Annotated in this window: 22 protein-coding genes; 5 read left to right on the forward strand and 17 right to left on the reverse strand. The window is 67.9% G+C overall.

Annotated elements, in window-relative coordinates; translation table 11 throughout:
• Positions 1-231 precede the first annotated feature (231 nt).
• The gene (locus ABT304_RS02900; RefSeq protein WP_350713254.1) at positions 232-1329 is read left to right on the forward strand and encodes an alcohol dehydrogenase; all 1098 of its coding nucleotides are present in this window, start codon (positions 232-234) and stop codon (positions 1327-1329) included.
• A 3-nt stretch (positions 1330-1332) separates the two neighbouring features.
• Positions 1333-3180 (forward strand): sigma-54-dependent Fis family transcriptional regulator, encoded by a 1848-nt coding sequence (locus tag ABT304_RS02905; protein ID WP_350713255.1) that lies wholly within the window; start codon positions 1333-1335, stop codon positions 3178-3180.
• Between the two features lie 336 nt (positions 3181-3516).
• Here ABT304_RS02905 and ABT304_RS02910 read toward each other — a convergent pair whose 3' ends face one another.
• The 10 genes from ABT304_RS02910 to ABT304_RS02955 are packed head-to-tail and all read right to left on the reverse strand — an operon-like array spanning position 3517 to position 13048.
• Positions 3517-4353, reverse strand: coding sequence for an HTD2 family dehydratase (locus ABT304_RS02910; RefSeq protein WP_350713256.1), 837 nt, complete (start codon positions 4351-4353; stop codon positions 3517-3519).
• The gene (locus ABT304_RS02915; RefSeq protein ID WP_350713257.1) at positions 4353-5180 is read right to left on the reverse strand and encodes an HpcH/HpaI aldolase/citrate lyase family protein; all 828 of its coding nucleotides are present in this window, start codon (positions 5178-5180) and stop codon (positions 4353-4355) included. Before ABT304_RS02915 ends, ABT304_RS02910 begins: the two co-directional genes overlap by 1 nt.
• Positions 5177-6352, reverse strand: coding sequence for an acyl-CoA dehydrogenase family protein (locus ABT304_RS02920; protein ID WP_350713258.1), 1176 nt, complete (start codon positions 6350-6352; stop codon positions 5177-5179). Before ABT304_RS02920 ends, ABT304_RS02915 begins: the two co-directional genes overlap by 4 nt.
• Positions 6353-6368: 16 nt before the next feature.
• On the reverse strand, positions 6369-6827 hold the full coding sequence (locus ABT304_RS02925; RefSeq protein ID WP_350713259.1) for a MaoC family dehydratase: 459 nt from the start codon (positions 6825-6827) through the stop codon (positions 6369-6371).
• A complete protein-coding gene (locus tag ABT304_RS02930) occupies positions 6827-8038 on the reverse strand; it encodes an acetyl-CoA C-acetyltransferase (protein ID WP_350713260.1) in 1212 nt (403 codons plus the stop codon). The genes ABT304_RS02925 and ABT304_RS02930 overlap by 1 nt, the downstream gene beginning before the upstream one ends.
• Before the next feature lie 31 nt (positions 8039-8069).
• Positions 8070-8810, reverse strand: a complete 741-nt coding sequence (gene fabG, locus ABT304_RS02935; RefSeq protein WP_350713261.1) for a 3-oxoacyl-ACP reductase FabG — start codon at positions 8808-8810, stop codon at positions 8070-8072.
• Positions 8810-10024: a CoA transferase gene (locus tag ABT304_RS02940; protein WP_350713262.1), complete on the reverse strand. Its 1215-nt coding sequence runs from the start codon at positions 10022-10024 to the stop codon at positions 8810-8812. Before ABT304_RS02940 ends, fabG begins: the two co-directional genes overlap by 1 nt.
• Positions 10021-10665, reverse strand: a complete 645-nt coding sequence (locus tag ABT304_RS02945; RefSeq protein ID WP_350713263.1) for an enoyl-CoA hydratase-related protein — start codon at positions 10663-10665, stop codon at positions 10021-10023. The genes ABT304_RS02940 and ABT304_RS02945 overlap by 4 nt, the downstream gene beginning before the upstream one ends.
• Positions 10658-11806 carry an acyl-CoA dehydrogenase family protein gene (locus ABT304_RS02950; protein ID WP_350713264.1) on the reverse strand — a complete coding sequence of 383 codons (1149 nt, stop codon included), beginning with the start codon at positions 11804-11806 and terminating at the stop codon, positions 10658-10660. Before ABT304_RS02950 ends, ABT304_RS02945 begins: the two co-directional genes overlap by 8 nt.
• A 24-nt stretch (positions 11807-11830) precedes the next feature.
• Complete coding sequence (locus ABT304_RS02955) at positions 11831-13048, reverse strand: CaiB/BaiF CoA transferase family protein (protein ID WP_350713265.1); 1218 nt, start codon at positions 13046-13048, stop codon at positions 11831-11833.
• A gap of 92 nt (positions 13049-13140) precedes the next feature.
• Here ABT304_RS02955 and ABT304_RS02960 point away from each other — a divergent pair, with 92 nt between their 5' ends.
• Together ABT304_RS02960 and ABT304_RS02965 are read left to right on the forward strand one after the other, a co-directional pair.
• On the forward strand, positions 13141-14049 hold the full coding sequence (locus ABT304_RS02960) for a LysR family transcriptional regulator (RefSeq protein ID WP_350713266.1): 909 nt from the start codon (positions 13141-13143) through the stop codon (positions 14047-14049).
• A gap of 513 nt (positions 14050-14562) precedes the next feature.
• Positions 14563-15087 (forward strand): cupin domain-containing protein, encoded by a 525-nt coding sequence (locus ABT304_RS02965; protein ID WP_350713267.1) that lies wholly within the window; start codon positions 14563-14565, stop codon positions 15085-15087.
• 981 nt (positions 15088-16068) lie between these two features.
• Here ABT304_RS02965 and ABT304_RS02970 read toward each other — a convergent pair.
• Positions 16069-17610, reverse strand: coding sequence for an integrase core domain-containing protein (locus ABT304_RS02970; protein WP_350713268.1), 1542 nt, complete (start codon positions 17608-17610; stop codon positions 16069-16071).
• A gap of 253 nt (positions 17611-17863) precedes the next feature.
• Here ABT304_RS02970 and ABT304_RS02975 point away from each other — a divergent pair, with 253 nt between their 5' ends.
• A complete protein-coding gene (locus tag ABT304_RS02975) occupies positions 17864-19672 on the forward strand; it encodes a sigma-54-dependent Fis family transcriptional regulator (protein ID WP_350713269.1) in 1809 nt (602 codons plus the stop codon).
• Between the two features lie 154 nt (positions 19673-19826).
• Here ABT304_RS02975 and ABT304_RS02980 read toward each other — a convergent pair whose 3' ends face one another.
• The 6 genes from ABT304_RS02980 to ABT304_RS03005 all read right to left on the reverse strand — a co-directional run bounded on the left by ABT304_RS02980 (position 19827) and on the right by ABT304_RS03005 (position 26405).
• The gene (locus ABT304_RS02980) at positions 19827-20852 is read right to left on the reverse strand and encodes an acyl-CoA dehydrogenase family protein (protein WP_350713270.1); all 1026 of its coding nucleotides are present in this window, start codon (positions 20850-20852) and stop codon (positions 19827-19829) included.
• Positions 20849-21985 carry an acyl-CoA dehydrogenase family protein gene (locus tag ABT304_RS02985; protein ID WP_350713271.1) on the reverse strand — a complete coding sequence of 379 codons (1137 nt, stop codon included), beginning with the start codon at positions 21983-21985 and terminating at the stop codon, positions 20849-20851. The genes ABT304_RS02980 and ABT304_RS02985 overlap by 4 nt, the downstream gene beginning before the upstream one ends.
• On the reverse strand, positions 21982-22758 hold the full coding sequence (locus tag ABT304_RS02990; RefSeq protein ID WP_350713272.1) for an enoyl-CoA hydratase-related protein: 777 nt from the start codon (positions 22756-22758) through the stop codon (positions 21982-21984). The genes ABT304_RS02985 and ABT304_RS02990 overlap by 4 nt, the downstream gene beginning before the upstream one ends.
• A gap of 121 nt (positions 22759-22879) precedes the next feature.
• Positions 22880-24295 carry an aldehyde dehydrogenase family protein gene (locus ABT304_RS02995; protein WP_350713273.1) on the reverse strand — a complete coding sequence of 472 codons (1416 nt, stop codon included), beginning with the start codon at positions 24293-24295 and terminating at the stop codon, positions 22880-22882.
• Between the two features lie 29 nt (positions 24296-24324).
• Positions 24325-25431, reverse strand: coding sequence for a zinc-binding dehydrogenase (locus ABT304_RS03000; protein WP_350713274.1), 1107 nt, complete (start codon positions 25429-25431; stop codon positions 24325-24327).
• 107 nt (positions 25432-25538) lie between these two features.
• Positions 25539-26405, reverse strand: a complete 867-nt coding sequence (locus ABT304_RS03005; protein WP_350713275.1) for an SMP-30/gluconolactonase/LRE family protein — start codon at positions 26403-26405, stop codon at positions 25539-25541.
• Positions 26406-26413 lie beyond the last annotated feature (8 nt).

Genomic DNA, 26413 nt, shown 5'->3' on the forward strand with positions numbered 1-26413 from the left:
ACACCATTGAGTGTTCCGATCTGAAACGCTCCCGTGGCCCCCAAGACACCGGTACGCAACCCGTCGGAGCCGTCATGACGGGGAGGGGGCCGGCCGATACCAGCCTGCCGTCGCTTTATTGCGATTGGCGCATCAATGCATGGCTCACTATGTATTGGACGGCCACGCTCGTGCGGTGTGATGGTGGACACATTGCCCGATGGAGGGCATCCTGCATGGAAGGACTCACACATGAAGGCTTACGCGGTGCTCGAAGGCGCCACGGAGATTAGCGAGATCACCCTCCCCACTCCGGTCCCGGTGGGGTCCGAGGTGGTGCTCCGGGTCCTGCACAGCGGGGTCTGTCACTCTGATACCCACCTCCTCGAGGGCGGGTACGACCTAGGGGCGCGCGGGATGATGCTGCTGAAGGACCGCGGGGTTCCTTATCCGCTGGTCCTCGGTCACGAGGTGGTCGGCACGGTCGAACGGGTCGGTCCCCAGGCATCCCCCGAGCTGGTCGGCAAGACCTTGCTGGTGTTCCCCTGGATCGGTTGCGGGGAATGCTCCACGTGCCGCGCCGGTCACGACAACGCCTGCACCGACGGACGGATGCTCGGCGTTCAACGCCAAGGGGGTTACGCGGAGTACATCTCGGTGCCACATGAGAAGTACCTGGTCAACATCAGCGGACTCGATCCGGCTTGGGCTGCCACCCTCGCCTGCTCCGGGTTGACCTCCTACAGTGCGGTGAACAAGGTGCGGGCACTGGACCCCGACGACGCGGTCGTCATCATCGGCGCCGGCGGGTTGGGACTGACGGCTATCGCGATGCTCAACGCGCGCGGTCATCGCCACACCATCGCCGTCGACCTCTCCGAGCCCAACCTCAAGTTGGCGATGGAGATGGGCGCCACCGCCACGGTGCCCGCCGACTCCCCGACCCTGTCCGCAGCCATCGTGGAGGCCGCCGGCGGACCCGTCGCGGCCGTCATCGACTTCGTCAACGGCACCGCAACGGCCATCCACGGCTTCGACGCCCTCCGCAAGGGAGGCCTGCTCGTCCATGTCGGGCTCTTCGGGGGGGAGCTCACGATCCCCACCGTGCTGCTGCCGGTCAAGATGCTGACGCTCCAGGGCAGCTACGTCGGCAACCTGACCGAACTGCGGGAGCTGGTCGATCTGGCCAAAGCCGGTGCCTTGCCGCACATCCCCATCATCGACGGTAGGCTGGACGCCACCGGCGTTGCCGACTCGCTGGCCCGACTCGTCGAGCGGCGGGTGGCCGGGCGGATCGTGCTATCCGCGGAACAAGCGCCGGACTCGGGTGAACTGACCGCCCGGAGGTAGCCAATGAAGCGACCATCGCCCGTCGCCGCCGTGGAGGATCTGCGGCAGGCCCGCGACCTGCTGGTGCGCCAGGGCGTGCAGCGCCATGTCGATGTCTCCGGAGCCGTGCGGGATCCCATCCTGCGTAGTTGGCGCCGGTCCGCCAGCGAAGCAGTCCCCACTGACCGCATCGCATTCCATTATCTCGATCCTCGCGGACGTTCAGAGCTGCTGTGCCGCTCCGCGGGTCCGGTGCTCGATCGGCTCCAGGAAGACCTCGACGGGCTTGGCGTCGCGATCTTCCTCAGCGACCACCAGGGCCGAATCTTGTCCCGCCGGGCCAGCAGCAGGACCGAGCGCAACAAGCTCGACAACGCCTGCGCGGCCGAGGGCTTCGACTTCTCCGAGCGCGCGGTCGGCACCAACGCGATCGGCACCGTATTGGAGGAGAAGTCCGCGCTGTTCGTGCGCGGCGGTGAACACTTCAACGATCTGCTCGAGCCGTTGACCTGCGCGGGCGCACCCATTCGCATGGCCCACACCGGCCGTGTGGTCGGCTCCCTTGCGCTGACCTGTGCGGCCGAGACCACCAACCCGATGATGCTGACCCTGGCGGTGAACGCCGCGCGGCAGCTCGAACAGGTGATGGCCGACCTCGACGGCGGACGCAACCGGGCGCTGTTCGCCGCCCTGGCGCCCAGGTCTGGCCAGCATCGGGCGCCGATGGTGGTGCTGACCTCCGACGCGGTGCTGTCCAACACCGCCGGGCTGCAGTTCGTCAGCCCCGAGCAGCACCCGCTGCTCTGGCAGGCCGTGACCGGTCGATCCTGGAGCGCGGACCCGCAGACGATTGAGCTGGACCTGCCCGCCGGGCGCGTGCTCGCGGTGGCACATCGGATCACGGACCCGACCGGCGACGCCTTTCGGCTGGAGTTCCGCCACCAGTCTCATTCCCCCCCGGCGTCCCGCAGCGCTGACGCTGCACCCGTCGGGTCCCTGCATCCAGTGCCTGCGATCGATGACCGGTTGCAGTACACCGCCCGGCTGTCCGGCCCGATCGCCCTCGACGGCCCCGCCAGCACCGGGAAACACCACGTCGCCTTGCGGATTGCTGCGCTCGACCCGGACCGCCCCGTGCGCGACCTCGACCTCGCCGGCCGCGAACAGACCGACCGGAGGTGGTTCACCGAGGCCACGAACACTCTGACCAGCGGCGGCCAGGTGATCCTTCGTCACCTCGAGGATCTGCACGCCGGCGCGACCACCGAGCTCAAGGCACTCACCTGTATCACCACCACCGCTCCGGATGGCACAGGAACCGGACCCGGCCGCCTGATTCTGGTTGCGAACCTCAAGCAAGCACCCGAGGAGGTAGCCGAGCTTGTCCGGCACACCGCGACCATGGTGTGCCTGCCCGAGCTCGTCCACATGAAAGAGCACATCCCCGAGGTCGCCCGGGCCATCCTGTCCGGCCTGCCGGGCATCGCACCGGGCACCACCTTCACATCCGCCGCCCGGCAGGCGCTGATGACGTTCTCCTGGCCGGGTAACTGCCGTCAACTGCGCCAAGCAATGGTGGAGGTCGCGGCCTCGAGGCCTGGTTGGCTGATCCAGTTGGAGCAACTGCCCATCTGGCTTCGTGATGCGGCTCGGGGACGCCAGTTCAGCGGGTACGAGCGAGCGGAGCGCGACGCGATCCTAGCGGCGCTTGAGGAAGCCGGCGGCAACCGCTCCAAGGCTGCCGAGCTCTTGGGCATCGGGCGGACCACCTTGTACCGCAAGATCCGGTCACTCCATATCGAATGCCCTGAACAGATGGCCCCCTCCCACAACCCGTCGGCTGAGGGCGGCTTCGGGCTCAACGAGGGGTAGCCCCTGCCCTACCAGCCAGTCCGCGTCGGCCACCTCCCGCCGCACCGCGTAGCGCCCGATCGGTGTCGGGGCGACGTCACGCAGACGCAGGCCCGACGCTTGACCGGCCACCAAGAGCACGCTGCCGTGCGGGCTGTGTCTTCGTCCCACGAGGGCCGGCGCGACGTCACGCCGAAGCCTCGGAGCGATGCCAGGCGCGTCGGCTTCCCGACAGGAGGAGCCGGAATCTTCGGGTACACCGACGCTCCCTGAGGCCGCCGTGGGAGGTCGTTCTGGTGATCTGTTCGTTGGTCGGTCTCTCACGGCAAAGTTGTGTTCGAATCTTCCTCCGGCCTGTCAGACCGGTCGGTGCGCTGGCTTGTCGATGGCGGAGATGGTGGCGGCGGCGGTGACGTTGCCGCACGTGTCGAGGACCCGGGAGCCGTGTTCGAGACCGTGGGGTCCCGGCACGGCTGTCAAGCGTTGCGGCCCCACGGCTGGCGCCTTGAGGCGGTAGGCGAACTCCCGACCGACCAGTCCGTCGCCGTGCCGGCGGTGCAGCTCGCCCATCAGCAGCGCCTGGAGAGGGCCGTGGATGACCAGCCCCGGATAGCCTTCGTGGTCGGCCCAGTTTAGGTCGTAGTGGATTCGGTGGGCGTTGTAGGTGAGGGCGGAGAAGCGGAACAAGAAGGTCTCGTCGACCGCGAGCCGGATCACCGGCTCGGCTTCGACGGCTGGTCCGGGATGGTTGAGGGTGCTGGGGGTGAGGTCAAGGCGGCTGCCGGTGTCGCGGTAGACGATGTCGTTCTCCTCGACGATGCAGACCTCGCCGGCCTGCATGTAGGTGTGCCGGATCTTCACGAACGTGAGCGCGCCGGTGCGGCCTTCCTTGACCACAGTGCCGAGCATCTGCGTGGTCCGCTCGCAGGCCTCGCCGGTGCGGAGTAGCTGGTAGGTCCGGACCCGGCCGCCCGCGAACATCCGCTTTTGACCAGGCCCTGGAGGCGCCGGGATGCCGTTGGAAGGGTGACCGTCGGGCCCGAGATCGCGTTGAGCGGGCGCGTTCAGCAGCTGGGTCCAGTGCCACAGTTCCGGGAGCGTGCTGCCGAGGGGGTCTTCGAGGTCCAGTAGGGCGGCGAGCGCCTCCTGCTGCGCGACGGTGATCAGGCCGCGACGTACTGCCGTCTCGGCCATCAGGTGTGCTCCGCGCGGGTCAGGATCGAGCGAGCCCGAGCCAGCACCGGGGCGTCGACCATCGCGCCGTCCACGACGCTGACACCGCCGCCTGCGGCCCTCAATGCCCGGCGCGCCCAGTCCGTCTCCTGGGCCGAGGGCGCGAAGGCGGCAGCGACCGGGTGAATCTGGGCCGGGTGGATACAGAGCTTGCCACCGAAGCCGCTGCGCCTGGCAGCGGATGCCTCGGCGGCGACTAGCTCCTCGTCTCGGACACTTGCGGTGACGCCGTCCACGGGAGGGGCGCTGCCGGCAGCGCGGGCTGCGAGTACGAGCTCGTGGCGACAATGTGCGATGAGCGGTCCGTCGGGGTCGGCGCCGAGGTCGGCGGCCAAGTCGAGGTGACCGATCCCGAGCCGGACCACCCCTTCGACGGCGGCCAGGTCGGCGGCGGCGCGGATCCCGCGGGCGGTCTCGACCAGCGCCATCACCGGGATGCCTGGGAGCGCCTCGACGACCGTGGCCAACGACTCGGGAGTCTTGGCCATGGGCACGAGGACGCCGCCGAGGTCTGCGCCGACCGCCGCGAGCGCCGCCAGGTCGGCGAGGTGGGAAGCGGTACCTGGCGCGCTGACCCGGACCGCGGCGCAGCGGCCGTCCGCCAGCCAGTCGACCACCGCGCTCCGGGCGTCGTCCTTAGCGTCGGCAGGCACGGCGTCCTCCAGGTCGCAGACCACCACATCGGCTCCGGCGCTTGCGGCCTTGGGGAACCGGTCGGGCTGGTTGCCGGGTACGAAGAGCAGCGTCACCGCCGTGGCGAGGTCAACGGTCGCACCGAACGTGCTCATGGGGCGACCGAGTTGCGCTGGACCAGCTGCTTGGCGATGACGTTGCGCTGGATCTCGTTGGTGCCCTCGCCGACGATCATCAGCGGCGCGTCGCGGAAGTACCGTTCCACGTCGAACTCGGTGGAGTAGCCCATTCCGCCGTGGATGCGGATCGCGTCGAGGGCGATCTCCATCCCCACCTCGGAGGCGAACAGTTTGGCCATCCCGGCCTCCATGTCGGCGCGCCTGCCCGAGTCGTAGACCTGTGCGGCGTGCAGGGTGAGCTGCCGGGCCGCGGTGAGCTTGGTGGCCATGTTGGCCAGGTAGTGCCCGATCGACTGGTGCTGCCAGATGGGGACCCCGAAGGATTCCCGTTCCTGGGCGTAGGTCAGCGCGTCATCCAGCGCGGCCCGGGCGACACCGAGCGCCCGGGCCGCGACCTGGAGGCGGCCGACCTCGAGTCCGCGCATCATCTGGGCGAAGCCCTGCCCCTCGACGCCGCCGAGCACCGCGTCGGCGGGGACGACCATGTCCTCGAAGACCAGCTCACAGCTCTCCACACCCTTGTAGCCCAACTTGGGCAGGTCGCGGGAGATGGTCAGCCGGTCACCGACCTCCTCCTTGTCGACCAGCAGGATCGAGACCCCCTTGTGGGCCGGGGAGGCGTCGGGGTCGGTCTTGCAGAGCAGCGCGATCAGGCCGGAGCGTCGGGCGTTGGAGATCCAGGTCTTCGAGCCGTTGACCCGGTAGGAGGAGCCGTTGGGGCGGGCTGTGGTGCGCATGTTCTGCAGGTCCGAGCCGCCGCCGGGCTCGGTGAGCGCCATGGTGGCGCGGAGCTCACCGGTGGCCATCCGCTTGAGGTACTTCTCTTTCTGCGCGGCCGTGCCGTAGTCCTGGAGCAGCTTGGTGACCACGGTGTGGCCGCCCATGGCGCCGGCCAGGCTCATCCAGCCGCGGGCCAGCTCCTCGGTGACCAGCACGTAGCACGGGGTGCTGACCTTGCCGCTTCCCCAGGGCTCGTCGATGGCGAGCCCGTAGACGCCGAGCTTCTTCATCTTCTCGATGTGCTGCTCGGGGTAGGTGTTGGCGTGCTCGAGCTCCTGGACGGTCGGTTTGACGTCCTTGTCCACGAAGCGGCGGACCAGCGCGACGATCTCGCGCTCCTCCTCGGGCAGGTCTTCCAGGTTCGTCATGGCGTGGTTCCTCTACTCAGGGGGTGACGAGGGTGAGCCGCTCGGCCACGCAGGCCGGGCGTTCCTTGCCCTCGATCTCGATGGTGTACGTCGTGGTCAGCTGGAGGCCGGCTCCGGTCTCCCGGATCTCGTCCAGGGTCACCTGGGCCCGGATCCGGCTACCGACGGGGACAGGCGCGGGGAATCGGACCTTGTTGAGGCCGTAGTTGAGCCTCGAGGACCCGAAGTTGAGTTCGTAGAGCTCCGCACCGAGGGGCACGGTGAGCGCCAGGGTGAGGAACCCGTGGGCGATGGTGCCGCCGAACGGGCTCTGTTTGGCGCGCTCGGTGTCGACGTGGATCCACTGGTGGTCGTCGGTGACCTTGGCGAACCCGTCGACGCGCTCCTGATCCACGGTCAGCCAGTCGGTGACGCCGAGCTGCTGTCCGAGCAGGCCGTTCAGCTCCTCGGCGGTATCGATGACTCGGGCGCCCATCAGGAGACCCGCTCGAAGATGGCAGCCAGGCCCTGACCTCCGCCGATGCACATGGTGGCCAGCCCGTACCGGCCCTCACGCCGGGTGAGCTCGCGCGCCAGCGTGCCGACCATCCGGGTGCCGGTGGCGCCGACCGGGTGGCCAAGGGAGATGCCGGAGCCGTGGATGTTGGTCCGCTCGTGGTCGGCTTCGGTGAACTTCCACTCCCGCATCACCGCGAGGGCCTGCGCGGCGAACGCCTCGTTGAGCTCGATCACGTCGATGTCGGCCAGCGTCAGGCCGGCCTGTTCGAGTGCGCGGGCGGTGGCGGGGACGGGGCCGATGCCCATCGTCTTCGGTGGTACGCCGGCGACGGCCCAACTGACCAGCCGCACCATGGGCGTGAGGCCGTGTTGCTCGGCGGCGTCACGGCTGGCGACCAGGCAGAGCGCGGCGGCGTCGTTCTGGCCGCTGGCGTTACCGGCGGTCACGGTGGCCTCCGGGTCGACCTTGCCGAGGACTGGCCGCAGCGCGGCGAGCTTCTCCAGCGAGGCGTCGGCGCGGGGGTGCTCGTCGGTGTCGACGACAGTGTCACCCCTCCGGCTGCTGATGGTGACGGGGATGATCTCCTCGGTGAAGACGCCGGACTGCTGGGCGGCGACGGCGCGCTGGTGGGAGGAGAGGGCGAGCCGGTCCTGCTCCTCGCGCGGGATCCGGTACTCCTTGCGGAGGTTCTCCGCGGTCTCGATCATGCCGCCGGGCACCGGGTAGTGCTTGCCACCCGCGGTCTCGCGGGCCCGGACCAGACCGTCGTGCATCCGCATGCCGCTGCGCGCGGCGCCCCAGCGGGCGTCGAGGGTGTAGAACATCGCGTTGCTCATCGACTCCACCCCGCCGGAGACCAGTACGTTGTTGGCGCCGGATCCGACCTGGAGGACGCCCTGGATCACCGATTGCAGGCCGGAGCCGCACCGGCGGTCGATGTGCATGCCGCCGGTGGTGATCGGCAGGCCGGCGTCGAGCGCCACGACCCGGCCGATCGCGGGTGCCTCGCTGTTTGCGTTGCAGTGGCCGAGGATGACGTCCTCGATCACCTCGGGGTCGATCCCGGTCCGCTCCACCAGGCCGCGGAGGGTCTGGGCACCGAGCTCGGCGGCGGTGAGGGGGCGCAGGCTGCCGCCGTATCCTCCGACGGGGGTCCGGACGGGCTCGCAGATGACGACGTCGCGCATGGCTTGCTCCAGGGGTTGAGGGGGCGTGGGGTCACATGAAGCGGCCGCCGGTGACTTCGAGCACCGTGCCGGTCATGTAGGACGACAGCGGCGAGGCGAGGAAGAGGGCGACTCCGGCGACCTCGTCGGGCTCGCCGGGGCGTTGCATCGGGATCTCGGCCATCTTCTGGTCCCATGCCTTCTGCGGCATCGCCTCGGTCATCGCCGAGCGGATCAGGCCGGGCTGGATCGCGTTCACCCGTACGCCGTGGTGGGCCATCTCCTTGGCGGCGGCCTTGGTGAGGCCGACGATGCCGGCCTTGGCTGCGGAGTAGTTCGTCTGACCGACCATGCCGACCTTGCCGGAGAGCGAGGAGATGTTCACGATCGCCCCGGACTTCTGCTCCCGCATGATTGCCGAAGCCAGCCGGGTGCCGTTCCAGCAGCCCTTGAGGTGTACCGCGATGACCTGGTCGAAGTCGTCCTCGGTCATCGTCCGCATGGTGGCGTCGCGGGTGATGCCCGCGTTGTTGACCACCACGTCCAGGGAGCCGAACCGCTCCACCGAGGTGTCCAGCAGCCGCTGCACCGCCGAGGCGTCGACCACGTCGCACTCCACACCGACCGCGACATCCTCACCGCCCAGCGAGGTGGCGGCCTCCTTCGCCTTCGCGCCGTCCAGGTCGCCGAGCACCACGCGGGTGCCCTCGGCGACGAACGCCCTGGCCATGGCCAGGCCGAGGCCCTGGCCGCCGCCGGTGATCACGGCGGTCTTGTTCTCGAGCAGGATCATCAGGCACTCCTGGTGTCAGGGCGGGTGGTTGCGCCGGTGTCGATGACACCGGCGTGGGCGAGTCGGGTGATCTCCTCGGCGGTGAGGCCGAGGTCGGCGAGGACCCGGTGGGTGTGCTCCCCGGGCGCGGGGGCTCGCTCGACGGGGCCATTGCTGCCGTCGACGGCCAGCGGGCCGGCCGGGGCCAGGTGCGGGCCGACGCCGGGCTGGTCGAGCTCGGTGAAGAGCGGTCGGTCGGCGAGGTCGGCGGCGACCTGATCGAAGGTCCGATACACGGCGAGGAGGATCCGGGTGCCCTCGAGGGCCGCGCCGACTTCGGGCAACGTCCTGGCGGCGAACCAGGGCTCCAGCAGGGCGCTGATCAGGGCGCGGTGCTGGTAGCGGACGCACTCGAGCGAGAAGTCGGCGTCCAAGGTGTTCTGCAGCGCCGCGATGGTATCGGTGAGCCCGGTGACCTCGAGCAGGCTGCGCCAGTGGCGGTCGGTGAGGATGACCAGCATGATCCGTCGGCCGTCGGCGAGCTGGAAGTCGCGGCCGTAAGTGCCGTACACGTGATTGCCGTCGGGGCCGCGGTCGATGCCGCGGGTCTGGGCCTCGGTGAGGAGCCCGAGCGTGCCGGCGGTGGAGAGTGCGACGTCCTCCAGCGCCAGGGTGATGGTGGCACCCTCGCCGGTCTGCTGGCGGCGGTGGACGGCTGCCAGCAGACCGGTGGCCAGGTAGAGGCCGGCGGCGATGTCCCAGGCGGGGAGGACCTGGTTGACCGGTGTCCCGCCGCTGCCGGGGCCGGTGACCAGGGGGAACCCGGTCTCGGCCTGGACGGTGTAGTCGACGGCGGGGCCACCGTCGGGGGTGCCGCTGAGCCGGACATGGATGAGGTCCGGTCGGCGCTCGCGGAGCGCCTCGGTGGCTAGGGGTCCGCGGTGGGCGCCGTTGGTGACCACGATGCCGGCGTCGACGGCGAGGTCGGCGGCGAGGGCGGCACCGTCGGGAGTGCGGAGGTCGACCGCGATCGCCTGCTTGCCCTTGTTCAGGCCCGCCCAGTACATCGAGGTGCCGGTCTCCGAGAGCGGCAGCCGGGTCCGGTCGGGCGCACCACCGGGCGGTTCGAGGCGGACCACGTCGGCGCCGAGCTGGTGGAGCACCAGCCCGCACAGCGGGGTGGCGACGTAGTTGGATAGCTCCAGGATTCGCGAACCCTTCAGCAGCGCGGTCATCGAGTTCCCCCCACACAGGCGGGGCGGCGGGCCAGGAAGGCGGCCTGTGCGGCGCTCAACTCCAGATCCTTGAGCAGCTCGGTCTGGGCGGCGTTGTCGGCGGTGACGGCGGCGTCGAGCTCGGCCGGCAGGTCGGCGATCAGTTGGCGGGTGATGGCGAGGCCTTGGGCCATCCCGGTGACCCGTTCCCTGGCTCCCCCCTGGTCCGCGAGGAAGCCGATGTCGGCGGTGAGGCCCAGCTTGACGAACGCCGCGGCGAACCACGCGGACCGGACGGTGAGCACCAGGTCGCGCGACGAGGCCAGGCCGAGGCGGTAGGCGTCGCCCTCGACGGCGGCGATGATCACCTGCCGGCCGCGGAGCATCGCGGTCACTAGGGCGGTGAGGCTGGCGAACCGGTCGACGAGGTCGGCCGGCGCGACGCGTACTCCGGCGATGTTGCCGCCGGCGCAGAATTCCGGACCGGCGCCGGTGCGCGGCGTCACCGGAACCGCCGGGTCTGCGGCGCCGCCCTGACGGCGCGCCGTCGGGTGGTGCTGGTCGGCCGTGTTGAGGGCGTTGCCGACGCCCGGTCGGTCCAAGTCGGGCTCTACGACCGCGCCGTGGTTGACGACACGGAGGCCGTCGTACGGGTCAATCACGTGCGGCCCGCACCATCTGCTTGGCGATGATCAGCCGTTGGATCTCGCTGGTGCCCTCGTAGAGGCGGAACAGGCGGGCGTCGCGGTAGAACCGCTCGACGGCGACTTCCCGCATGTAGCCCATGCCGCCGTGGATCTGGACAGCCCGGTCGGCGATCCGGTCGACCATCTCGGTGCAGAAGAGCTTGGCGGCCGAGGGTGCCTGCCAGCGGTCTTCGCCGGCGTCGTACGCTCTGGCGGCTTCGGCGACCATCGCCTTGGCGGCGTAGTGCTCGGTCCAGGAGTCGGAGAGCATCGCTTGGACGAGCTGGAAGTCGGCGATCGGGGTGCCGCCCTGGCGGGTGCTGACCGCGTACGTGACGGACTCCTTGATCAACCGCTCGGCAAGGCCGGTGCACAGGGCGGCGATGTGCAGGCGGCCCTTGGCCAGCGACCGCATCGCCGCGGAGAACCCGGCCCCCTCCTCGCCGCCGATGAGGCAGTCGCTCGAGATCCGGACCTCGTCGAAGGCAACCTCGGCGGTGTGCGCGCCGCGCTGGCCCATCTTGTCGTCGGAGGGACCGACGGTGACGCCGGCCAGGGTGGCGTCGACGGCGAAGACGCTGATCCCCTTGGGGCCGTCGGAGACGTCGCCGGTGCGGGCGAAGACCATGAACACATCCGCCTCGGGGGCGTTGGTGATGAACCGCTTCTGGCCGGTGATCAGGTAGGAGTCGCCGTCCCGTACGGCCCGGGTGCGTAAGCCGCTGGGGTCGGAGCCGGCCTCTGGTTCGGTGAGCGCGAAGGAGGCGATGCTCTCGCCGGCGGCGAGGTCGGGGAGGTACCGCTTCTTCTGCTCATCGGTGCCGAAGTTGACCAGCACCTGGCCCGCGATCCCATTGTTGGTTCCGAACATGGACCGGAACGCGGGGGTGGTGCCGCCGATCACCTGCGCCAGCTGCACCTCCTCGCTCATGGTCAGGCCCAGACCGCCGTACTCCTCGGGGAGGGCGTAGCCGAAGAGTCCCATCCGGGCGGCCCCGGTGCGGATACGCGCCGGGATCTCGTCGGACTCCTCAATCTCCGTCTCGGCGGGGATGACCTCCTTGGCGACGAAGGTCTCGACGGCCTCCAGCACTGCGGTGAACTCCTTGGGCTCCATTGGTTCCTCTTCCTCGGGGTTGTCTCAGCCGACGACCAGGTCGTGCCGGAGGCGGGCGATCTCCTCGGCGTCGATGCCCAGACGGGTCAGGACGGTGTCGGTGTGCTGACCGAGGGCGGGTACGTCGCCCATGGCCAACTCGGTATCGCTGAAGGTCATCGGCGGCAGCACCGCCTGGATCCGGCCGGCCTCGGTGCCGATCTCGCGCCAGCGGTCGCGGGCGGAGAGTTGTGGGTGGGCGACCAGGCCGGTCATGTCGTTGAGCTGGGCGGCCGGGACGCCGGCGTCGGCCAGCCGCTTCTCGAGTTCGGCGGTCCCCCAGCCGCGGGTGCGCTGAGCGACTGCCCCGTCGATCTCTTGGCGGTGCCTGACGCGGACCTGGTTCGTGGCGAACCGGGGGTCCTCGGCGAGCTCGTCGTCGCCGAGCACCTTGCGGCAAAGCAGGTCCCAGCCGCGGTCGTTCTGGACGCCGATGAGGACCTGGCCGTCGCGGGTCGGGTAGGCATCATATGGCGCGATGGCGGCGTGGCTCAGGCCCATCCGAGGGAGTTGGTGGCCGGCGTACATCTGGACGTACATCGGGTGGCCGAGCCACTCGACGGTAGCGTCGAACAGGGAAACATCGACGACCGCGCCGGCGCCGGTGCGCTCGCGGCGGAGCAGGCCAGCGAGAACGCTGGTGAGGGCGTAGAGCGCGGCGGCGATGTCGGCTGTGGGGATGCCGGTCTTGGTGGGGGTCTCGGGGGTGCCGGTGATGGAGATCAGCCCGGTCTCGGCCTGGACCAGCATGTCGTAGGCCTTCCGCTGAGCCTTGGGACCGGCGGTGCCGTAGCCGGACAGGTTGACGACCACCAGCCGCGGGTGGGCGGCGCGCAGGTGCTCCGCGCCGAGGCCGAGCCGCTCGGCGGCGCCTGGAGCGAGGTTCTGGACGAAGACGTCGGCGGTACCGATCAGGTCGGTGACCACCTCCCGACCGCGGTCCGTCTTGAGGTCGAGGGCGACAGACCGCTTGCCGCGGTTGAGCCAGACAAAGTGCGAGGCAAGGCCGTTCACGTAGGAGTCATAGGCCCGCGCGAAGTCACCTTCCCCGACGCGCTCGACCTTGATCACCTCGGCACCGAGATCAGCGAGGTGGCGGGTTGCCAAAGGGGCGGCGACCGCCTGCTCGATCGCGACGACGCGGACCCCGGCGAGGGGCAGCTCGGCCTGCTCACCCGGCGACTGCGGGACTTCGAAGCTCATACCTGTGATCGTCGCAACCTTGTTCTATACTCAGCAAGGCCTAAGTCGGTATTGCATTAATGCTGGCCTGCAATCAATTCCCGTGAGGCATGATGGATCTGCACCACATCACCGCGTTCCTCGCGGTCGCCGAGGAGCTGCACTTCGGGCGGGCAGCCGCCCGGCTCCACATGGCCCAGCCCCCGCTGAGCCGGACCATTCAGCAGCTGGAGCGGCGGCTCGGCACCACGCTCTTCGACAGGACCACGCGGACGGTGCGGCTCACTCCCCAGGGCCAGGCGCTGCTGGAGCCGGCGCGGCGGATCGTGGAGTCGTTCGCCTACGCCGAGCGAGCGGTGGCCTACGCCGGGCGCGGCGAGATCGGCCGGGTGGCGATCGGCTTTGCCGGCCCCTCCTCCCACTCACTGATCAGCGCGCTGGCGCAGACGGTGCGGCGAGTGCAGCCGGGAATCGAGCTGGCGCTGAGCTCGACGCTCTACGGCGGCGAGGCGCTCAGCAGGTTGTCCCAGGGCGACCTCGACCTGGCCATCGTTCGATATGACTCGACATCCCCGGCGATGCAATCGCGGGTGGTGCGCGTCAACCATTACGTGATCGTGGTGTCGGAGTCCCACCCATTGGCCGAGCGCGAGTCGGTACGGATGGACGAACTGGCCGACGAACACTGGATCCTGTTGGAGGCGTCGCGGGGGTCGTCACTGCGGGAGACCACGTTGCAGAAAGCGAACGATGCGGGCTTCGCGCCGACCATCGCCCAGCAGGCGCCGGACACGTGGACGATCATGGCGCTGGTCGCGGCCGGAGTGGGGATCACCCTCACCATCGACACCGCCTTCGCCAACGTCACCACCACCGGGCTATCGGTGATCCCTCTGGACCAAGGCCGGGAGGTCGCGGTGAGCCGGCTGGTCTGGCGCGCCGACGACGACTCACCCGCGCTCCGGCGGGTACTCGAGCTCTCCGAGAATGCGCTGCCGACGCCGGAAGGGTACGCCGATTAGACACTCGATTCGCAGCGAATGGAAGTTGCCGGGTGTGGTCTCGAAGGCGATGTTGGCACTCGAGACCACGAGTCCCGCAAAGCAGGGGTCTTTGGGCACGTGCTCGCGCGGGAATCAAATCTCGACCATCGACCTGCATCCCGTAAGTGATCCATCTCAGAACACACATGGGAGCCAGGTCCTGGCGAGGATAGTCTCCCACTCGCCTTAACGACATGCGGGGCAATGACCACGGCGATCAGGTACACCATCACTCATGGTTCGACGCCCACCGACTACCTCGATCGCCGGGAGGAGGCCACCTCAAGTGCGCTATGGGGCTACCGAGCGGCCGCAGCTGAACGCCAGCTTGCACTTAGCTTGGGGCATCCACGAGCAGCTGGGGTGGATGGCGTCACAGGCCACCCTCCCGAGTGCCTCATAGTGATACAGGGAGCAGTTCGGAAAGCCCCCTACCCTCGGGTCCAGGGCGTGGCCGACAGGCGCCCGCCGCGATATCGAGGAGCCAGCGATATGACCGCAGTTAACATCACCCGCGTCGTCACCGACGTGAACCCTGACGGAAAGGCCGTGTTCAGCTCGGTCGGAGCACCGCGCAGCGCCGAGGCGGGCGGAATGAACATCTACAACGTGTGGGGTACGCCCGACGACGGTTCGGTGACCGTTGGGCGTGGCGGGACCGACGAGCCTGTGCTGTTCCCGTTCTTCCCGGACGGGAACGGCACCCGGTTCTGCGTAGTTCACTTCCCGCCGGCGTCGGACACCGACCACAGCGAGGAAGGAGCCGACCCGGAAGTTACCCAGCCGGGCCTGATCGGTGCGTTCGAAGCCGACAACCCCGGCATGCACATCACCGACTCGATCGACTACGGCATCTGCCTGTCCGGTGAGATCTACCTCGAGCTCGACGACGGTGCGGAGCAGCGAATCACCCCGGGAACCGTGGTCGTACAGAGAGGAACCCGGCACGCATGGCGCAACCGAGATTCCGAGGTGTGCACCATGGTGTACGTCCTGTGCGGCGCGAAGCGGGCGTGAGCCACCGAACGCGTATCTTCCCTCTTCTGGTGTCTGCGCTTGAGATAAGTCAGCGATCGCTCGCCTGCTGCAGAAGTGGGCTCAGAACAGAGTCCCCGGCGGCAGCAGTGCCTTGATGGGCGTTGTCGGTGGAGCGTGGTCAGGAGGTCCATCAAGTGGTCGTCGAGACTCTTCGTCGATGAGGGTGTGCGCTGCCACGGCGCGGCGACGACCGGACAGAGGTCCAGGCGCCCAAGGACGGGCCATGCTCACCTCGCCCGCGTGGAGACCTCAACGTGCCTGAGCCACCACGATATCGGCTTCGTTTCGCTGCCTGACCTGACCCAACGTCTGTCGGCTCGACGGGCCCGGCGGGGTAGTGACCGATCAGCGACTCAAGGCCGATCTGCAGTCCTGGCCCGCTGGTGGCCCGACAGGGTGGATGGTGTCCCTACGCTGCGGATGCTGGCCACTTTCACGAACCACCGTGCTCGGCGGTTGACGGAGAAGCCGCCGGGCTTTGCGGGCGAGTTGACCCGGAGATCAATATCCGCGCCACCGACGCATTCGCTGCCGGCGCGGATGGGCGCAGCCGCGGGCACGGCTCCTGGGGAAACTGTTGCGATGGGCGCTGGAGGGAACCCTCGTCCGCCAGCATCTGACCGCGGTGCGGATCCTCGAGGAGTCTTTGAGTTGCGTCGGACATCGGGAACAGCGCGGCAAGGCGGGTCTTGACGTGGCCATCCGGTTCGACGCCGTGAATGCGAACGGCGTCGACAAAGATGTGACGCCGCACCCGCCACAGCGGATACGTACGTCGGCTGTCAACGGGCTGGACCTACCCGGTGGCTCTTTCCAAGCCACCTGGCCGCGCATGCACACGCGATGGTCGCGATATATGCGTAGTTGAGTCCCCGATAGTGGTGTAGCGCGGTCGCCCGTGTGATGTCTCGGGAGATCGTGCACGGATATGTCTCATGACATCGTGGACACTGGCATGTCTCAGGACTTCGTGGACGGTTGAGCCTCGGCGGGACCGTGCCAGCCTCCGGGCTGGGACGGTTTGGCGTAGCTTGCGATGGTCTGCCCGGTCGCCTCGGTGATGGTGACGGTCGTTGCGTTCCAGGTGATCGTGACCTGCTGGCCGTGGCGTTTGTAGCCGGCGTAGAACTTGCAGGCGAGCACGCCGACGTAGCCACCCGTGGAAACTGTCCGCTCGACGGTCCCCGTGACGCCAGCCGATGGGTTCTGATTGATGCCCTTGACGGGAGTGCCTTGAGGGCCTGTGCGGGGTCCGTAGTACATCCCGGTGCTCGCTGGTCGTGGATAGCTGATGATGTGTTCGCCGTCGTGGGCGAAGATCTCGACGGTGGTCTCGTTCCACAGAACGTGGACGGTCCGGCCAGCGCGGCTGGTGGCTACGTAGAACAGGCAGCTGAGCGCCTTGATCTGACCGTTCTGTCTGACTTTCAGGTCAGCGGTCCCCTCGGCCGCATGCAACGCCAGTGGAGTCCTGCTGCCGGTCGCCGGCATCGCAGAGCCGTCGACAGGGCTGACGGTCGAGGACGGCACCGAGGACGGCACCGAGGGCATCCGGGGTTCGGCCACGGGCTCGGGGGCAGGATCAGTGGCAGCCCAGGCCTCGGCCGGAGTCTTGCCGTCCAGGGCCTGATGGACGCGTTCGTGGTTGTAGTACCGGTCGAACTCATCAACCAGTGCCTGAAGGTCGGTGACCGTCGCGGCGGGTGGTCGTACGTTGAGCCACTTCTGCAGGGTCTGGTGAAGCCGTTCGTTCTTGCCCTGCGTAGTGGGCCGTCCAGGCTTGCCGGTGATCGGCTTGACGCCCAGGTCGAGGAGGTAGTCGACCAGTTTGCCGGTGAACCCCCGGCGCGTGGGGTTGAATGCCAGCCCATTGTCCGACAATAGCCGCTGCGGAACGCCCCACCGTCGTACCGCGGTCGAGACAACCTGCACGGCCGCCTTGGCGGTTTCGCCGTCGGCAACCAGGGTCGCTACCGCCATGCGGGTGTGGTCGTCGAGGACCTGATGGATCGCAACCACCGTGCCGTCGCGAAGTGACCACGCGAAGGCGTCGATCTGCCAGCAGCAGTTCGGTGCCGGGTAGACGAAGCGTCGATTCGCTGCCCGTGGACGCTTGCGCGGCTCAGGCTTGGACACCCCGGCCGCGGCGAACGCCCTGGCGAGCGTCGCTCGTGATGGTGGGTTGAGTCCCTGGCGCTGCATCCTGGCAACCACCGAGAGTGGGCCGGCATCAAGGCCCTGCTCAACCAGCCACGCGCGTACCGCCAGCGCATGCTCGATCACGGGCGGGTCTGTGCGCGTCGGGCTGTGATGAGGCCGCCTTGACCCCGGCTCCGTCGCGCCGACGGGACCTTGCTCGCGTGCCTGCCGCTGGATCTTGTAGAACACCGACCGGCTGATTCCGTGCCGCTCACAAAAGCGCGTCACCGCACCGCGCTCAGCATCTTCTGGCCAGTTCGCAATCGCCCACCGCACGTCTGCGGCCACGTGGTTCGAGTCCATAGCTGAACCGAACCGGCCACGATGTCGTGAGACCGGCTGTCCACGATGTCACGAGACAGAAGCGTCCTCGATCTCTTGAGACTTCACAGAGAACGCAGCGCTACACCACTACCTGGGACTTGACCCGATGCGTGCGCCCGCCGACGAAGGGCACCGTGTGTCTCACAATGAGACACAGTGAACCTTGACTGACGACGCACAGTGTGAAGACATCGAGAGACGCTCGTCACATAATGGAGGTATGGCGTTGTCAATGGAGATGCTCGCCCAGGATGGTCCGGACGTAGGTGTGCGCCCCGTCATCGCGCGGTCATGGGCGAGATCTACTGCATGTGGTGTAGGACAAGGGTCAGACCTGCAACTTCCCTATGACGAGGACGTCGACGACGACAGCCGACTCATCCGGACGGCTGAACCTGTGCTTGAGCGTCTCATGGCCACGATGTCCGAGACTCGGTACAGCCTGCTGCTCGCAGATCCTGACGGGCGGCTCATCCATAGGTGGGTGGGAACAAACGCGCTGCACGGGCGGCTGGATAGTGCGAGCATCGCTCCTGGCTTCGTGTTCGCCGAGGAGCATGCGGGCACCAACGGTGTAGGGACCGCGCTGGAAGAGGCGCGGGTGGTCACGGTCGTCGGCACGGAGCACTTCACCGAAAGCCTGCATTCCTTCGCCTGTGTCGGGGTGCCGATCCGCAATCCCATCCGGGGAAACGTCGAGGGGATCTTGGACTTCAGTTGCTTGTCCAAGGAGTTCAATGTGCTGATGACGCCACTGCTGGTGGAAGTCGCCAAGCACATCGAGACACGATTCGCGCAGCAGGCGTCGGCATCCGAGGTCGCTTTGCTCGAGTGCTTTGTGCGGAACTCTCGCCGTCATCGCGGACCCGTGGTCGGCATGCGGCCGAACGTGTTCCTTACCAACACCGTCGCAACAGAACAGATCAACGCTACTGACCAGGCGGTCCTTTGGGACGTGGCAAGCACGTACGCGAAGCGTGGCCGTAGCGAAGGTTTCGTCGAGCTGTCACGTGGGCGCTATTCGTTTCGAATGGCCCTGGACGCCGATTGCACGGAGGCAGGCGGCGGGGTGGTGTTCATGCTTCGCCAGGAGACTAGCGTCCAACCGCCCGGGACTTCTCCGGACTCCACCCGGCTCGTCGTAGCGCGCCCGGCCAGTCGCTCCCGATCCCTCCATGGGGAGTCATCTCGCTCCGGCCAGACAACGTTGCCCAGCACCCCACAGCCGAAATCGGGGCGCAGTGCGCAGTGGAAGATGCTGCTCGACCGAATGGAAGCCCTGGCGCAAGTCTCCGAACCCGTCGCGTTCACTGGCGACGACGGATCAGGCAAGCTCTGGGCGGCAAGGCGGCTTGCAGCGATGCGTGGCGGCGGCGTGCGAATTTTTGATGCCGAGCTCGAGCGGGGAGCGCGGCAAAGCACGCTGATCGACCGCTGCCGATGCGCTCTCGCCGCGGGCGAGTCGGTCATCCTTCGCCGGATTGACAGGCTCACCGTCCCGATCCGGGCTGAACTGGACGACCTCGTCCGCCATTCCGGTTGGGGTATGCGGTTGACCGTCACCTGTACCGATGATCCGCGCGACACGGTTGTCCGCGCACTTGCCGGGTTCGCCCACCAACTCTGGATTCCCCCGCTGGCGCAGCGACTGGACGACCTCGCCGACATCGTCCCGCAACTCCTTGCAGAGTTGGAACCGGACCGGGAGAAGACCTGTTCGTTGCCTGCCCATCAGGTGCTGATGCGCTACTCCTGGCCAGGCAACGTGGCCGAACTGCGCGATGTGCTCGCCGCAGCGCTGGTAGAGGCGAGAGGATCTCAGATTGAGGTTGGAGACTTGCCGGCGTGGCTAATGAAGCGCGCACACCGTCGGCAACTGACCCCCATCGAGCAATCTGAGCGGGACCTCATCATCGATACGCTTGCCAGCGTTGCGAACAATCGGGCCGAGGCGGCACGCGTGCTAGGCATCGGCAGAGCCACGCTGTATCGCAAGCTCCGGACACTGGCCATCCCGAACGGCTCCGATCTGACGGCCTAGAGCCGTTCGGGCCGCGTTTGATGCAGACCCGCCTTTAACGCCAGCGCCCGGTCTAACAACCGCTCGCGGTCGCGATGGGAAGGCGACTGGTGCGTGGCTTCGTCGGGCTGCACTCTGCCAACCAGACCACCGCGATGTCGCGCTGGAACCGGAGTCAGCCAGCGATGAGGGGCCAAAGCCCTTCCGGGCCTGCGGCCGCCGCCGCTGCGGCGAGCCGTCGATCCCAGTAGTCGACGGAACCGAAATCGCCGCGCCAGGCGAGCGCCGCGCGCGTGAATCGGTGGAGATCGTGCTCCTGGGAGGTACCGATGGCGCCGTGAACCTGGTGGGCGTTACGGACCACCGTGGTCGTGGCGTGACCAGTGCACGATCTCGCCACTGCGACTCGGAAACCGAGATCATCGCTGGACCACCCGCTCTGCACCGCGGCCGCAAGTGCCGCCTCGGTGGCGGCGCGTGCGAGTGCGCATTCGGCCGCCATGTCGGCGATAAGGATCTGCACCGCCTGGAACCGTGCCAGTGGACGACCGAACTGGATGCGAGTGGTGACATGCTCGCAGGAGAGCGTCATCGCACGGTCCAGCGCGGCCGACACCTGGATGGAGCGGGCGAGAGCACCCTTCAAGCGATACTGCTCCACCGCTGTCGCATCGACTACCGCGCCCCGTAGCGACCCTGTGTCGACCGTCACCCGATCCCGCGGCTCGCCCACGAGGTTGAAGCTGGGGATGATCTCGTGGACCGCAGATACCTCGACATCAGCGACCAACCACGAGTCGGCGGAGCGCCACAACGTCACAATGCTCGCGGCGGTGCTACCCCACGGAACCGCGCGTGCGACACCTGCAGAGTCGAGCTCTGCGACGGTACGCGGCCGGTCATCGACCTCAAGCGAGGCGGCCTCGAGCAGTGCACCGGCGAGCAGGTCGTGCTCGGCGAGCGGGATGTGAACTCCAGCTCCTGCCGCCGCGGACAGCAACTCAGCGGCCTCGAGCCAGCCGGCTCCACTGCCCCCGGATTGGGCCGCACCCGTGAGCCGGGAGAGCCCAAGATCACCCAGTCTCTGCCAGAATGCGGCGTCTTGAGTAACGGTGGAGTTCTCGCGGGTTGCCGCATGCTCGGCGAAAACTGCGTGCATCATCGACGACAAGTCGCTGTCCACGCCGGGAATGATCGTCATCGTAGTCCCAATCCTCGCGCGATCACGCCGCGCAACACTTCGTTTGTACCCCCGCGGAGGGTGAAGCCGGGGCGCTGATCCAGTCCGGCGTTCACCAACTCCCACCATCCGGCTCCAGAGGGGTTCTCGTCCCCGCTGATCAGAGAGGCGGCTTCGGCGATGTCGCCCTCGGTGCTGGTGCCGAGCACCTTGACCACCGCAGCCGCGACATCGGCCGGCTCGCGACGCTCGAGCGCACCGGCCACCGCGGCCGACATCTCGTGGAGCCCGGCGATGCGTCCGACCAGCCGTCCAAGTTCGAGTCCGTCGTTCATCGCAGTGAGTTGCCCCAGCAGCGGGAAAGTAGACAGAAACCGCTCAGGGCCGCTGCGCTCGAAACTCAGCTCAGAAGTCACCTGCTCCCAACCCTCCCCGATCGTTCCGAACACATGGGTGTCCGGGACTAGGACATCGGTGAAGAACACCTCGTTGAAGTGGTGGGAGCCACTCATCGAGATGATCGGGCGGACCTCCACGCCGGGTGCGTGAAGGTCGATCAGGAACTGGCTGAGGCCGGCATGGCGATTCGCCGGATCCACGGGCGAGGTGCGTACCAGGGCGATGAAGGCGTGGGCGCGGTGTGCACCGGAGGTCCAGACCTTCGACCCGTTGATCAGCCAGCCGGCGTCCGTCCTCGTCGCGGTGGAGCGGACACTCGCCAGATCCGAGCCGGCGTCGGGCTCACTCATGCCGATGCCGAAGAAGATCTCGCCACGCGTGATGCCGGGCAGGTACCTCTGCTTTTGCTGCGTGGTGCCGTACTTGAGCAGTGAGGGCACGATCTGGCGGTCAGCGATCCAGTGCGCCGCCACCGGGGCACCTCCGGCGAGCAGCTCCTCGGTGACCACGAAGCGCTCGACGAACGAGCGGTCGTGACCGCCATACTCTGCCGGCACCGTCATGCCGATCCAACCCTGCGCGGCGAGTGCCCGTGTGAAGTCCGCGTCCCACGCGGAGAGCCAGCAGTCGATGCTCGGCCGGTAGTTGCCGGCCGAGCGCTGCTCGGCCAGGAACTGCCGGACCTCGCGACGCAGGCCCGCGGTGCCCTGGGGATCGCCGGACGTGGGCGGGACGAGCCGCATCGACCCGCTCACTTGCTACGCCACCTGTCCAGTCGCTGCTCGTGCTCGGGGTCCAAATGCGCGAGTGGCTGCATCGCGGCAGCCATGCCCAGCACGGACTCCAGTGCCCCTGTGCGGGATTCCTGGAGCAGCCGTTTGGCCATCCGCAGTGACTCGCTCGGGTTCGCGGCGATCCGCTCGGCAATACCGGTTGCCGCGGGGAGCAGTTCCTCGTGAGGGACCAGGGTGCTGACCAAGTTCCATTCCTTCGCGGTGGCCGCGTCGACACGTTCGCCGGTGAGGGTCATCAGCGCCGCACGCTCGTACCCGATGGCGCGCGGCAGGAACCAGGTGCCGCCGTCGCCGGGGATCAGTCCGATCGAGACGAAGCTCTCGGCGAAGACGGCCTGGTCGGAGGCGACCCTGATGTCGCACATCATCGCCAGGTCGCAGCCGGCGCCGATGGCGGGGCCGTTGACTGCGGCGATGATGGCGACCTCGAGTCGTTCGAGAGCCCGGGGGATACGCTGGATTGAGTTGACATAGGCCCGTCGCTGTTGGCGGGGGTCGAGTCCGAACATGCCCTGCCGGTCGGCCATCTCCTTGACGTTGCCGCCGGAGGAGAAGATCTTGCCCGCGCCGGTGAGGACGATGGCACGGGCGTTCAGGTCCTGATTGGCGCCATCGACGGCCCGCTCAAATGCTTCGATGAAGTCCGGACCAGTGATGGCATTGCCGATGTCTTGGTTGTCGATGGTCCACGTCTGTACGTGCCCGGAGGCGGTGATGTTAAGGGTGGGTTTCATGTTCGGCTGCCCTCTTGAAGTGTCCGGATCGGCTGAAACGAGCCAGCGGCCCGATGTTGTTTGGAAAGAGCCGGGTCCCGGTTGGGGGTCTTGGTCCTTTTCGGTGTCTGGTGTGCAGTGATCAGGAAGGGAGTTGCAGCGACTTGATCTGCAGGTACTCCTCATAGCCGTAGGAGCCGAGCTCGCGGCCGAAACCGGAGTTCTTGTAGCCCCCGAACGGCGCTCGCGGGTTGTATGCGCCGCCGTTGATGTCCATCTGCCCGGTGCGGACACGTCGCGCCACCGCGATCGCCCGGTTCTGGTCACCGGACCAGACCGCGCCCGAGAGCCCGTACGGAGTGCAGTTCGCGATCCGAACGGCGTCGTCGTCGTCCTCGAACGGAAGGACCACCAGGACGGGTCCGAACACCTCCTCCTGCGCGATCTCGGTCATCGGGTCAACGTCGGCGAGGACGGTGGGGGCCAGGAAGTAGCCGACCGGCAGCACCTGCTCTGAGCCGCCGGTGACCGCGCGGGCGCCCGCGTTCGTCGCGCGGTCGATGAAGCCCCGGACCGTCTTGAACTGGGAGGCGGAGGCCGAGGGCCCGATCCGCGTCGAGGGGTCGGTGGGGTTGCCCACGGTGAGCCTAGCGGCGGCTGTGGCGGCGAGGTCGAGGGCCTCGTCATAGCGGCTTTGAGGCACGAGCATGCGGGTCCAGGCCATGCAGGTCTGTCCACCGTTGAGGAAGGCGTTGCTGACCCCGACCTTCACCGCGGTCGCCAGGTCGGCGTCGTCCAGGATGATGTTGGCCGACTTGCCGCCGAGCTCGAGGGCGACCTTGCTGACCGCTGTGCCGGCGAGTTCGGCCACGCGAGCACCGGCACTGGTGGAGCCGGTGAAGGAGACGAAGTCGACCTCCGGATGCGAGGCGATCGCCTCACCGACCACGCGGCCTGGCCCCGACACCAGATTGACAACGCCGGGTGGGAGATCGGCCTCGGCGAGGGCGTCGAAGAAGGCGAAAACCGACAACGGTGCCTCGTTGCTGGGCTTGAGCACGATGGTGCAGCCGGCCGCGAGCGCGGGGACGAGTTTGGCCACCACCTGGTACAACGGATAGTTCCACGGGGTGATCGCGCCCACCACGCCGTAGGGTTCGCGCAGGATCAGCGAGTTGCCGATCCGTTCTTCCGCGACCGGCTGGTCGAGGACGTCGAGAATGCCGCGGGCCACAGACAGCGGCACCTTCGTCTGAACACCATCGGCGATCCGGGTCGGGGCACCCATCTCCGCGGTGATCAGGGCGGCGATCGTGGGCAGGGTACGCGTGGTGGCCTCGATGACGTTCGAGACACGGCGCCGGCGTTCGGTCAGGTCGACATCGGGATCGAAAGCCCGGCGAGCGGCGGCCACGGCGGCATCAACATCGGCGGGGGTGCCATGGGGGACGTGGCCGATCACTTGTTCGGTGGCCGGATTCACCACCTCGATCACCCCACTTGCCGCGATCGGATCGACCCAATGGCCGTCGATGTAGAGCTGGTTGCGTTCGTGCATAATCTGTTCGCCTCTGTCCTTGGATGGGTTCACATCACGATGCTGGCGCGGACGTCGCGCTTGCTCTCCGCGGCGGCGAAGGCGTCGTTGATCTGGCCGAGGGGGTAGGTGGCCGCCCCGAGCCGGGAGAGCGGGATCCTGTGCTGCCATTCCTCGAGGAAGGCCAGGGCGCGTGAGAGCACGTCGGGCTCGTAGAGCGACACCCCGATCATCGTCTTGTTTCCGAAGACGAAACGCGATGGGTCGAAGTCGAACGTCCGACCTATGTTGATGTTGCCTATCTCCACGTAGCGGCCGTGCATCGCGAGCATCTTCAGCCCCTCGTCGATGGCGGCAGGGATGCCGACCACTTCGACGACGACGTCCGCGCCCCGACCGGAGGTCCAGCTCCTCACGCGCTTGGCCCGGTCCTTGGCCTCGGTGACGTCGGTGAGATCGATGACGTGATCAGCGCCGAAGGCGGTGGCGAGTTCCAGTCGCTCGGCGACACCGTCGATCGCGATCACGGTGCGCGCCCCGCGCGCCTTGGCGACCGCGACCGCGTAGAGACCGAGTGCTCCGGCTCCCTGCACCACCACGGCCTCGCCGAAGGTCTGGTTCGCGCGTTCCAGACCGTACATGACCTGGGACAACGCGCAGTTCGCGCCGGACGCCAGCTCGTCGGGGACTGAGTCGGGGACCTGGTAGAGGGTGGCGCCGGCTGGAAGCAGGAAGTAGTCGCCGTAGCCGCCGACGAAGTGGGGGGGCTGTTCGGCGTTGCCCAGCATGGCCATCGAGAGGTGTTCGCAGGCGGTGCGCTGTCCTCGTAGGCAGTAGTGGCACCGGTGGCAGGAGAAGAAGTAGGGGAAGACCACCCTCGTCCCCTCCTGCAGCGGGCGGCCGTCGGAGTCCGCGGAGACCCCGTCCCCGAGCGCGGCGATCTTGCCGACCATCTCGTGGCCGAGCACGGTGGGCAGCTGACCGCCGAGTCCCTTGGTGTTGAACGCGCCATGCCAGGCGTGCAGGTCAGAGCCGCAGATGTTGGTGCGGATTACCTTGATGAGGATCTCGCCCGGGCGCACCTCGTCGAGGGTGGCGTCGGTGAGGGTGAAGGGCTGGTTGGGTGCGTCGAACCGGGCGATGCGGCCGGTAAACATGGGGGTCCTCTCGGATGGTCGGGAGCCTTGGTGGAGATGGCCGCACGGCGGAGCCCTCTCGGGCTCCGTCGACCGGACAGCTGTCACATAAATGGACGGCGGGTGGCTCAGTTGGCGCCGCGTCGCCCGACGCTTGCGGTGCGGACGTATCCGGCGGACTTGCCCTCCGCGAAGTCGGGCAGGGTGGTGGCGTTGGTGATCAGGTACAGCACGTCGTTGTCAGGTCCGCCGAAGGTGGCGGCGACAGCCCAGGCGTCCGGGACGAGGATCTGGTCGGTGATCTTCCCGCCTTCCTCGACCCGGTAGAAGCCGCTCTCCGGGCCTTCGGTCAACGCGTTGCCGTACCACACGCCGCCGTCGGAGTCGACGGTCATGCCGTCCGGGCTGTGGGTTTCGGGAAGTTCCGCCCAGGTCCGGTAGTTGATCAGAGTGCCGTCGGGCTGTCGATCGTAGGCGGCGATCTTGTGAGCGAAGGTCTCCGAGAGCAAGAAGGTCTTGCCGTCGGGGTGCAGTTCTGCGCCGTTGGGGAAGAGCACGTCGCCGGGCGCGGTCGAGACCTCGCCATTGGGATTGACGTGGATCAGATTGGTGGGGCGCGGTTCTGCGCCGCCGGCCAGGTCGAAGCCGAAGTTGCCAATGTAGGCGTGCCCGTCCACGACCCGCATGTCGTTGGCGTCACCGCCGCAGAAGGCGGCCAGATCGGCGTGGACGGTGGTCGTGCCGTCGGCCGCGCGGCGGAGCAGCTTGTGGTCGTGCTGAGACACGATCAGCATCGAGCCGTCAGCGAGGAAGCCCAAGCCGGAGGGCGACGTGGGAACGTCGGCGATTTTCTCCCAGCTGCCGTCCTTGGGGTCCATGACGATGACCCGGGTGTTGAAGAAGTCGCTGAGGTAGAGCCTGCCGTCGTGGTAGCGCGGTGACTCCAGGAATCCGTGGCCGCTGCTGAGCTCATTGAACTTGTGGTCGGTGGGCATGTCGTTCT

Source organism: Nocardioides sp. NPDC000445 (assembly GCF_040300245.1).
In the GTDB taxonomy this organism is placed as follows: Bacteria; Actinomycetota; Actinomycetes; order Propionibacteriales; family Nocardioidaceae; genus Nocardioides.

Coding starts and splice junctions, on each gene's coding strand:
- ABT304_RS02930 (WP_350713260.1), bottom strand. CDS start 8,038: ATGCGCGACGTCGTCATCTGCGAGCCCGTCCGGACCCCCGTCGGAGGA.
- ABT304_RS02900 (WP_350713254.1), top strand. CDS start 232: ATGAAGGCTTACGCGGTGCTCGAAGGCGCCACGGAGATTAGCGAGATC.
- ABT304_RS02960 (WP_350713266.1), top strand. CDS start 13,141: ATGGATCTGCACCACATCACCGCGTTCCTCGCGGTCGCCGAGGAGCTG.
- ABT304_RS02980 (WP_350713270.1), bottom strand. CDS start 20,852: ATGACGATCATTCCCGGCGTGGACAGCGACTTGTCGTCGATGATGCAC.
- ABT304_RS02995 (WP_350713273.1), bottom strand. CDS start 24,295: ATGCACGAACGCAACCAGCTCTACATCGACGGCCATTGGGTCGATCCG.
- ABT304_RS02955 (WP_350713265.1), bottom strand. CDS start 13,048: ATGAGCTTCGAAGTCCCGCAGTCGCCGGGTGAGCAGGCCGAGCTGCCC.
- ABT304_RS02990 (WP_350713272.1), bottom strand. CDS start 22,758: ATGAAACCCACCCTTAACATCACCGCCTCCGGGCACGTACAGACGTGG.
- ABT304_RS02920 (WP_350713258.1), bottom strand. CDS start 6,352: ATGACGAACCTGGAAGACCTGCCCGAGGAGGAGCGCGAGATCGTCGCG.
- ABT304_RS03005 (WP_350713275.1), bottom strand. CDS start 26,405: ATGCCCACCGACCACAAGTTCAATGAGCTCAGCAGCGGCCACGGATTC.
- ABT304_RS02940 (WP_350713262.1), bottom strand. CDS start 10,024: ATGACCGCGCTGCTGAAGGGTTCGCGAATCCTGGAGCTATCCAACTAC.
- ABT304_RS02915 (WP_350713257.1), bottom strand. CDS start 5,180: ATGAGCACGTTCGGTGCGACCGTTGACCTCGCCACGGCGGTGACGCTG.
- ABT304_RS02910 (WP_350713256.1), bottom strand. CDS start 4,353: ATGGCCGAGACGGCAGTACGTCGCGGCCTGATCACCGTCGCGCAGCAG.
- ABT304_RS02970 (WP_350713268.1), bottom strand. CDS start 17,610: ATGGACTCGAACCACGTGGCCGCAGACGTGCGGTGGGCGATTGCGAAC.
- ABT304_RS02950 (WP_350713264.1), bottom strand. CDS start 11,806: ATGGAGCCCAAGGAGTTCACCGCAGTGCTGGAGGCCGTCGAGACCTTC.
- ABT304_RS03000 (WP_350713274.1), bottom strand. CDS start 25,431: ATGTTTACCGGCCGCATCGCCCGGTTCGACGCACCCAACCAGCCCTTC.
- ABT304_RS02905 (WP_350713255.1), top strand. CDS start 1,333: ATGAAGCGACCATCGCCCGTCGCCGCCGTGGAGGATCTGCGGCAGGCC.
- ABT304_RS02975 (WP_350713269.1), top strand. CDS start 17,864: ATGGAGATGCTCGCCCAGGATGGTCCGGACGTAGGTGTGCGCCCCGTC.
- ABT304_RS02925 (WP_350713259.1), bottom strand. CDS start 6,827: ATGGGCGCCCGAGTCATCGATACCGCCGAGGAGCTGAACGGCCTGCTC.
- ABT304_RS02965 (WP_350713267.1), top strand. CDS start 14,563: ATGACCGCAGTTAACATCACCCGCGTCGTCACCGACGTGAACCCTGAC.
- fabG (WP_350713261.1), bottom strand. CDS start 8,810: ATGATCCTGCTCGAGAACAAGACCGCCGTGATCACCGGCGGCGGCCAG.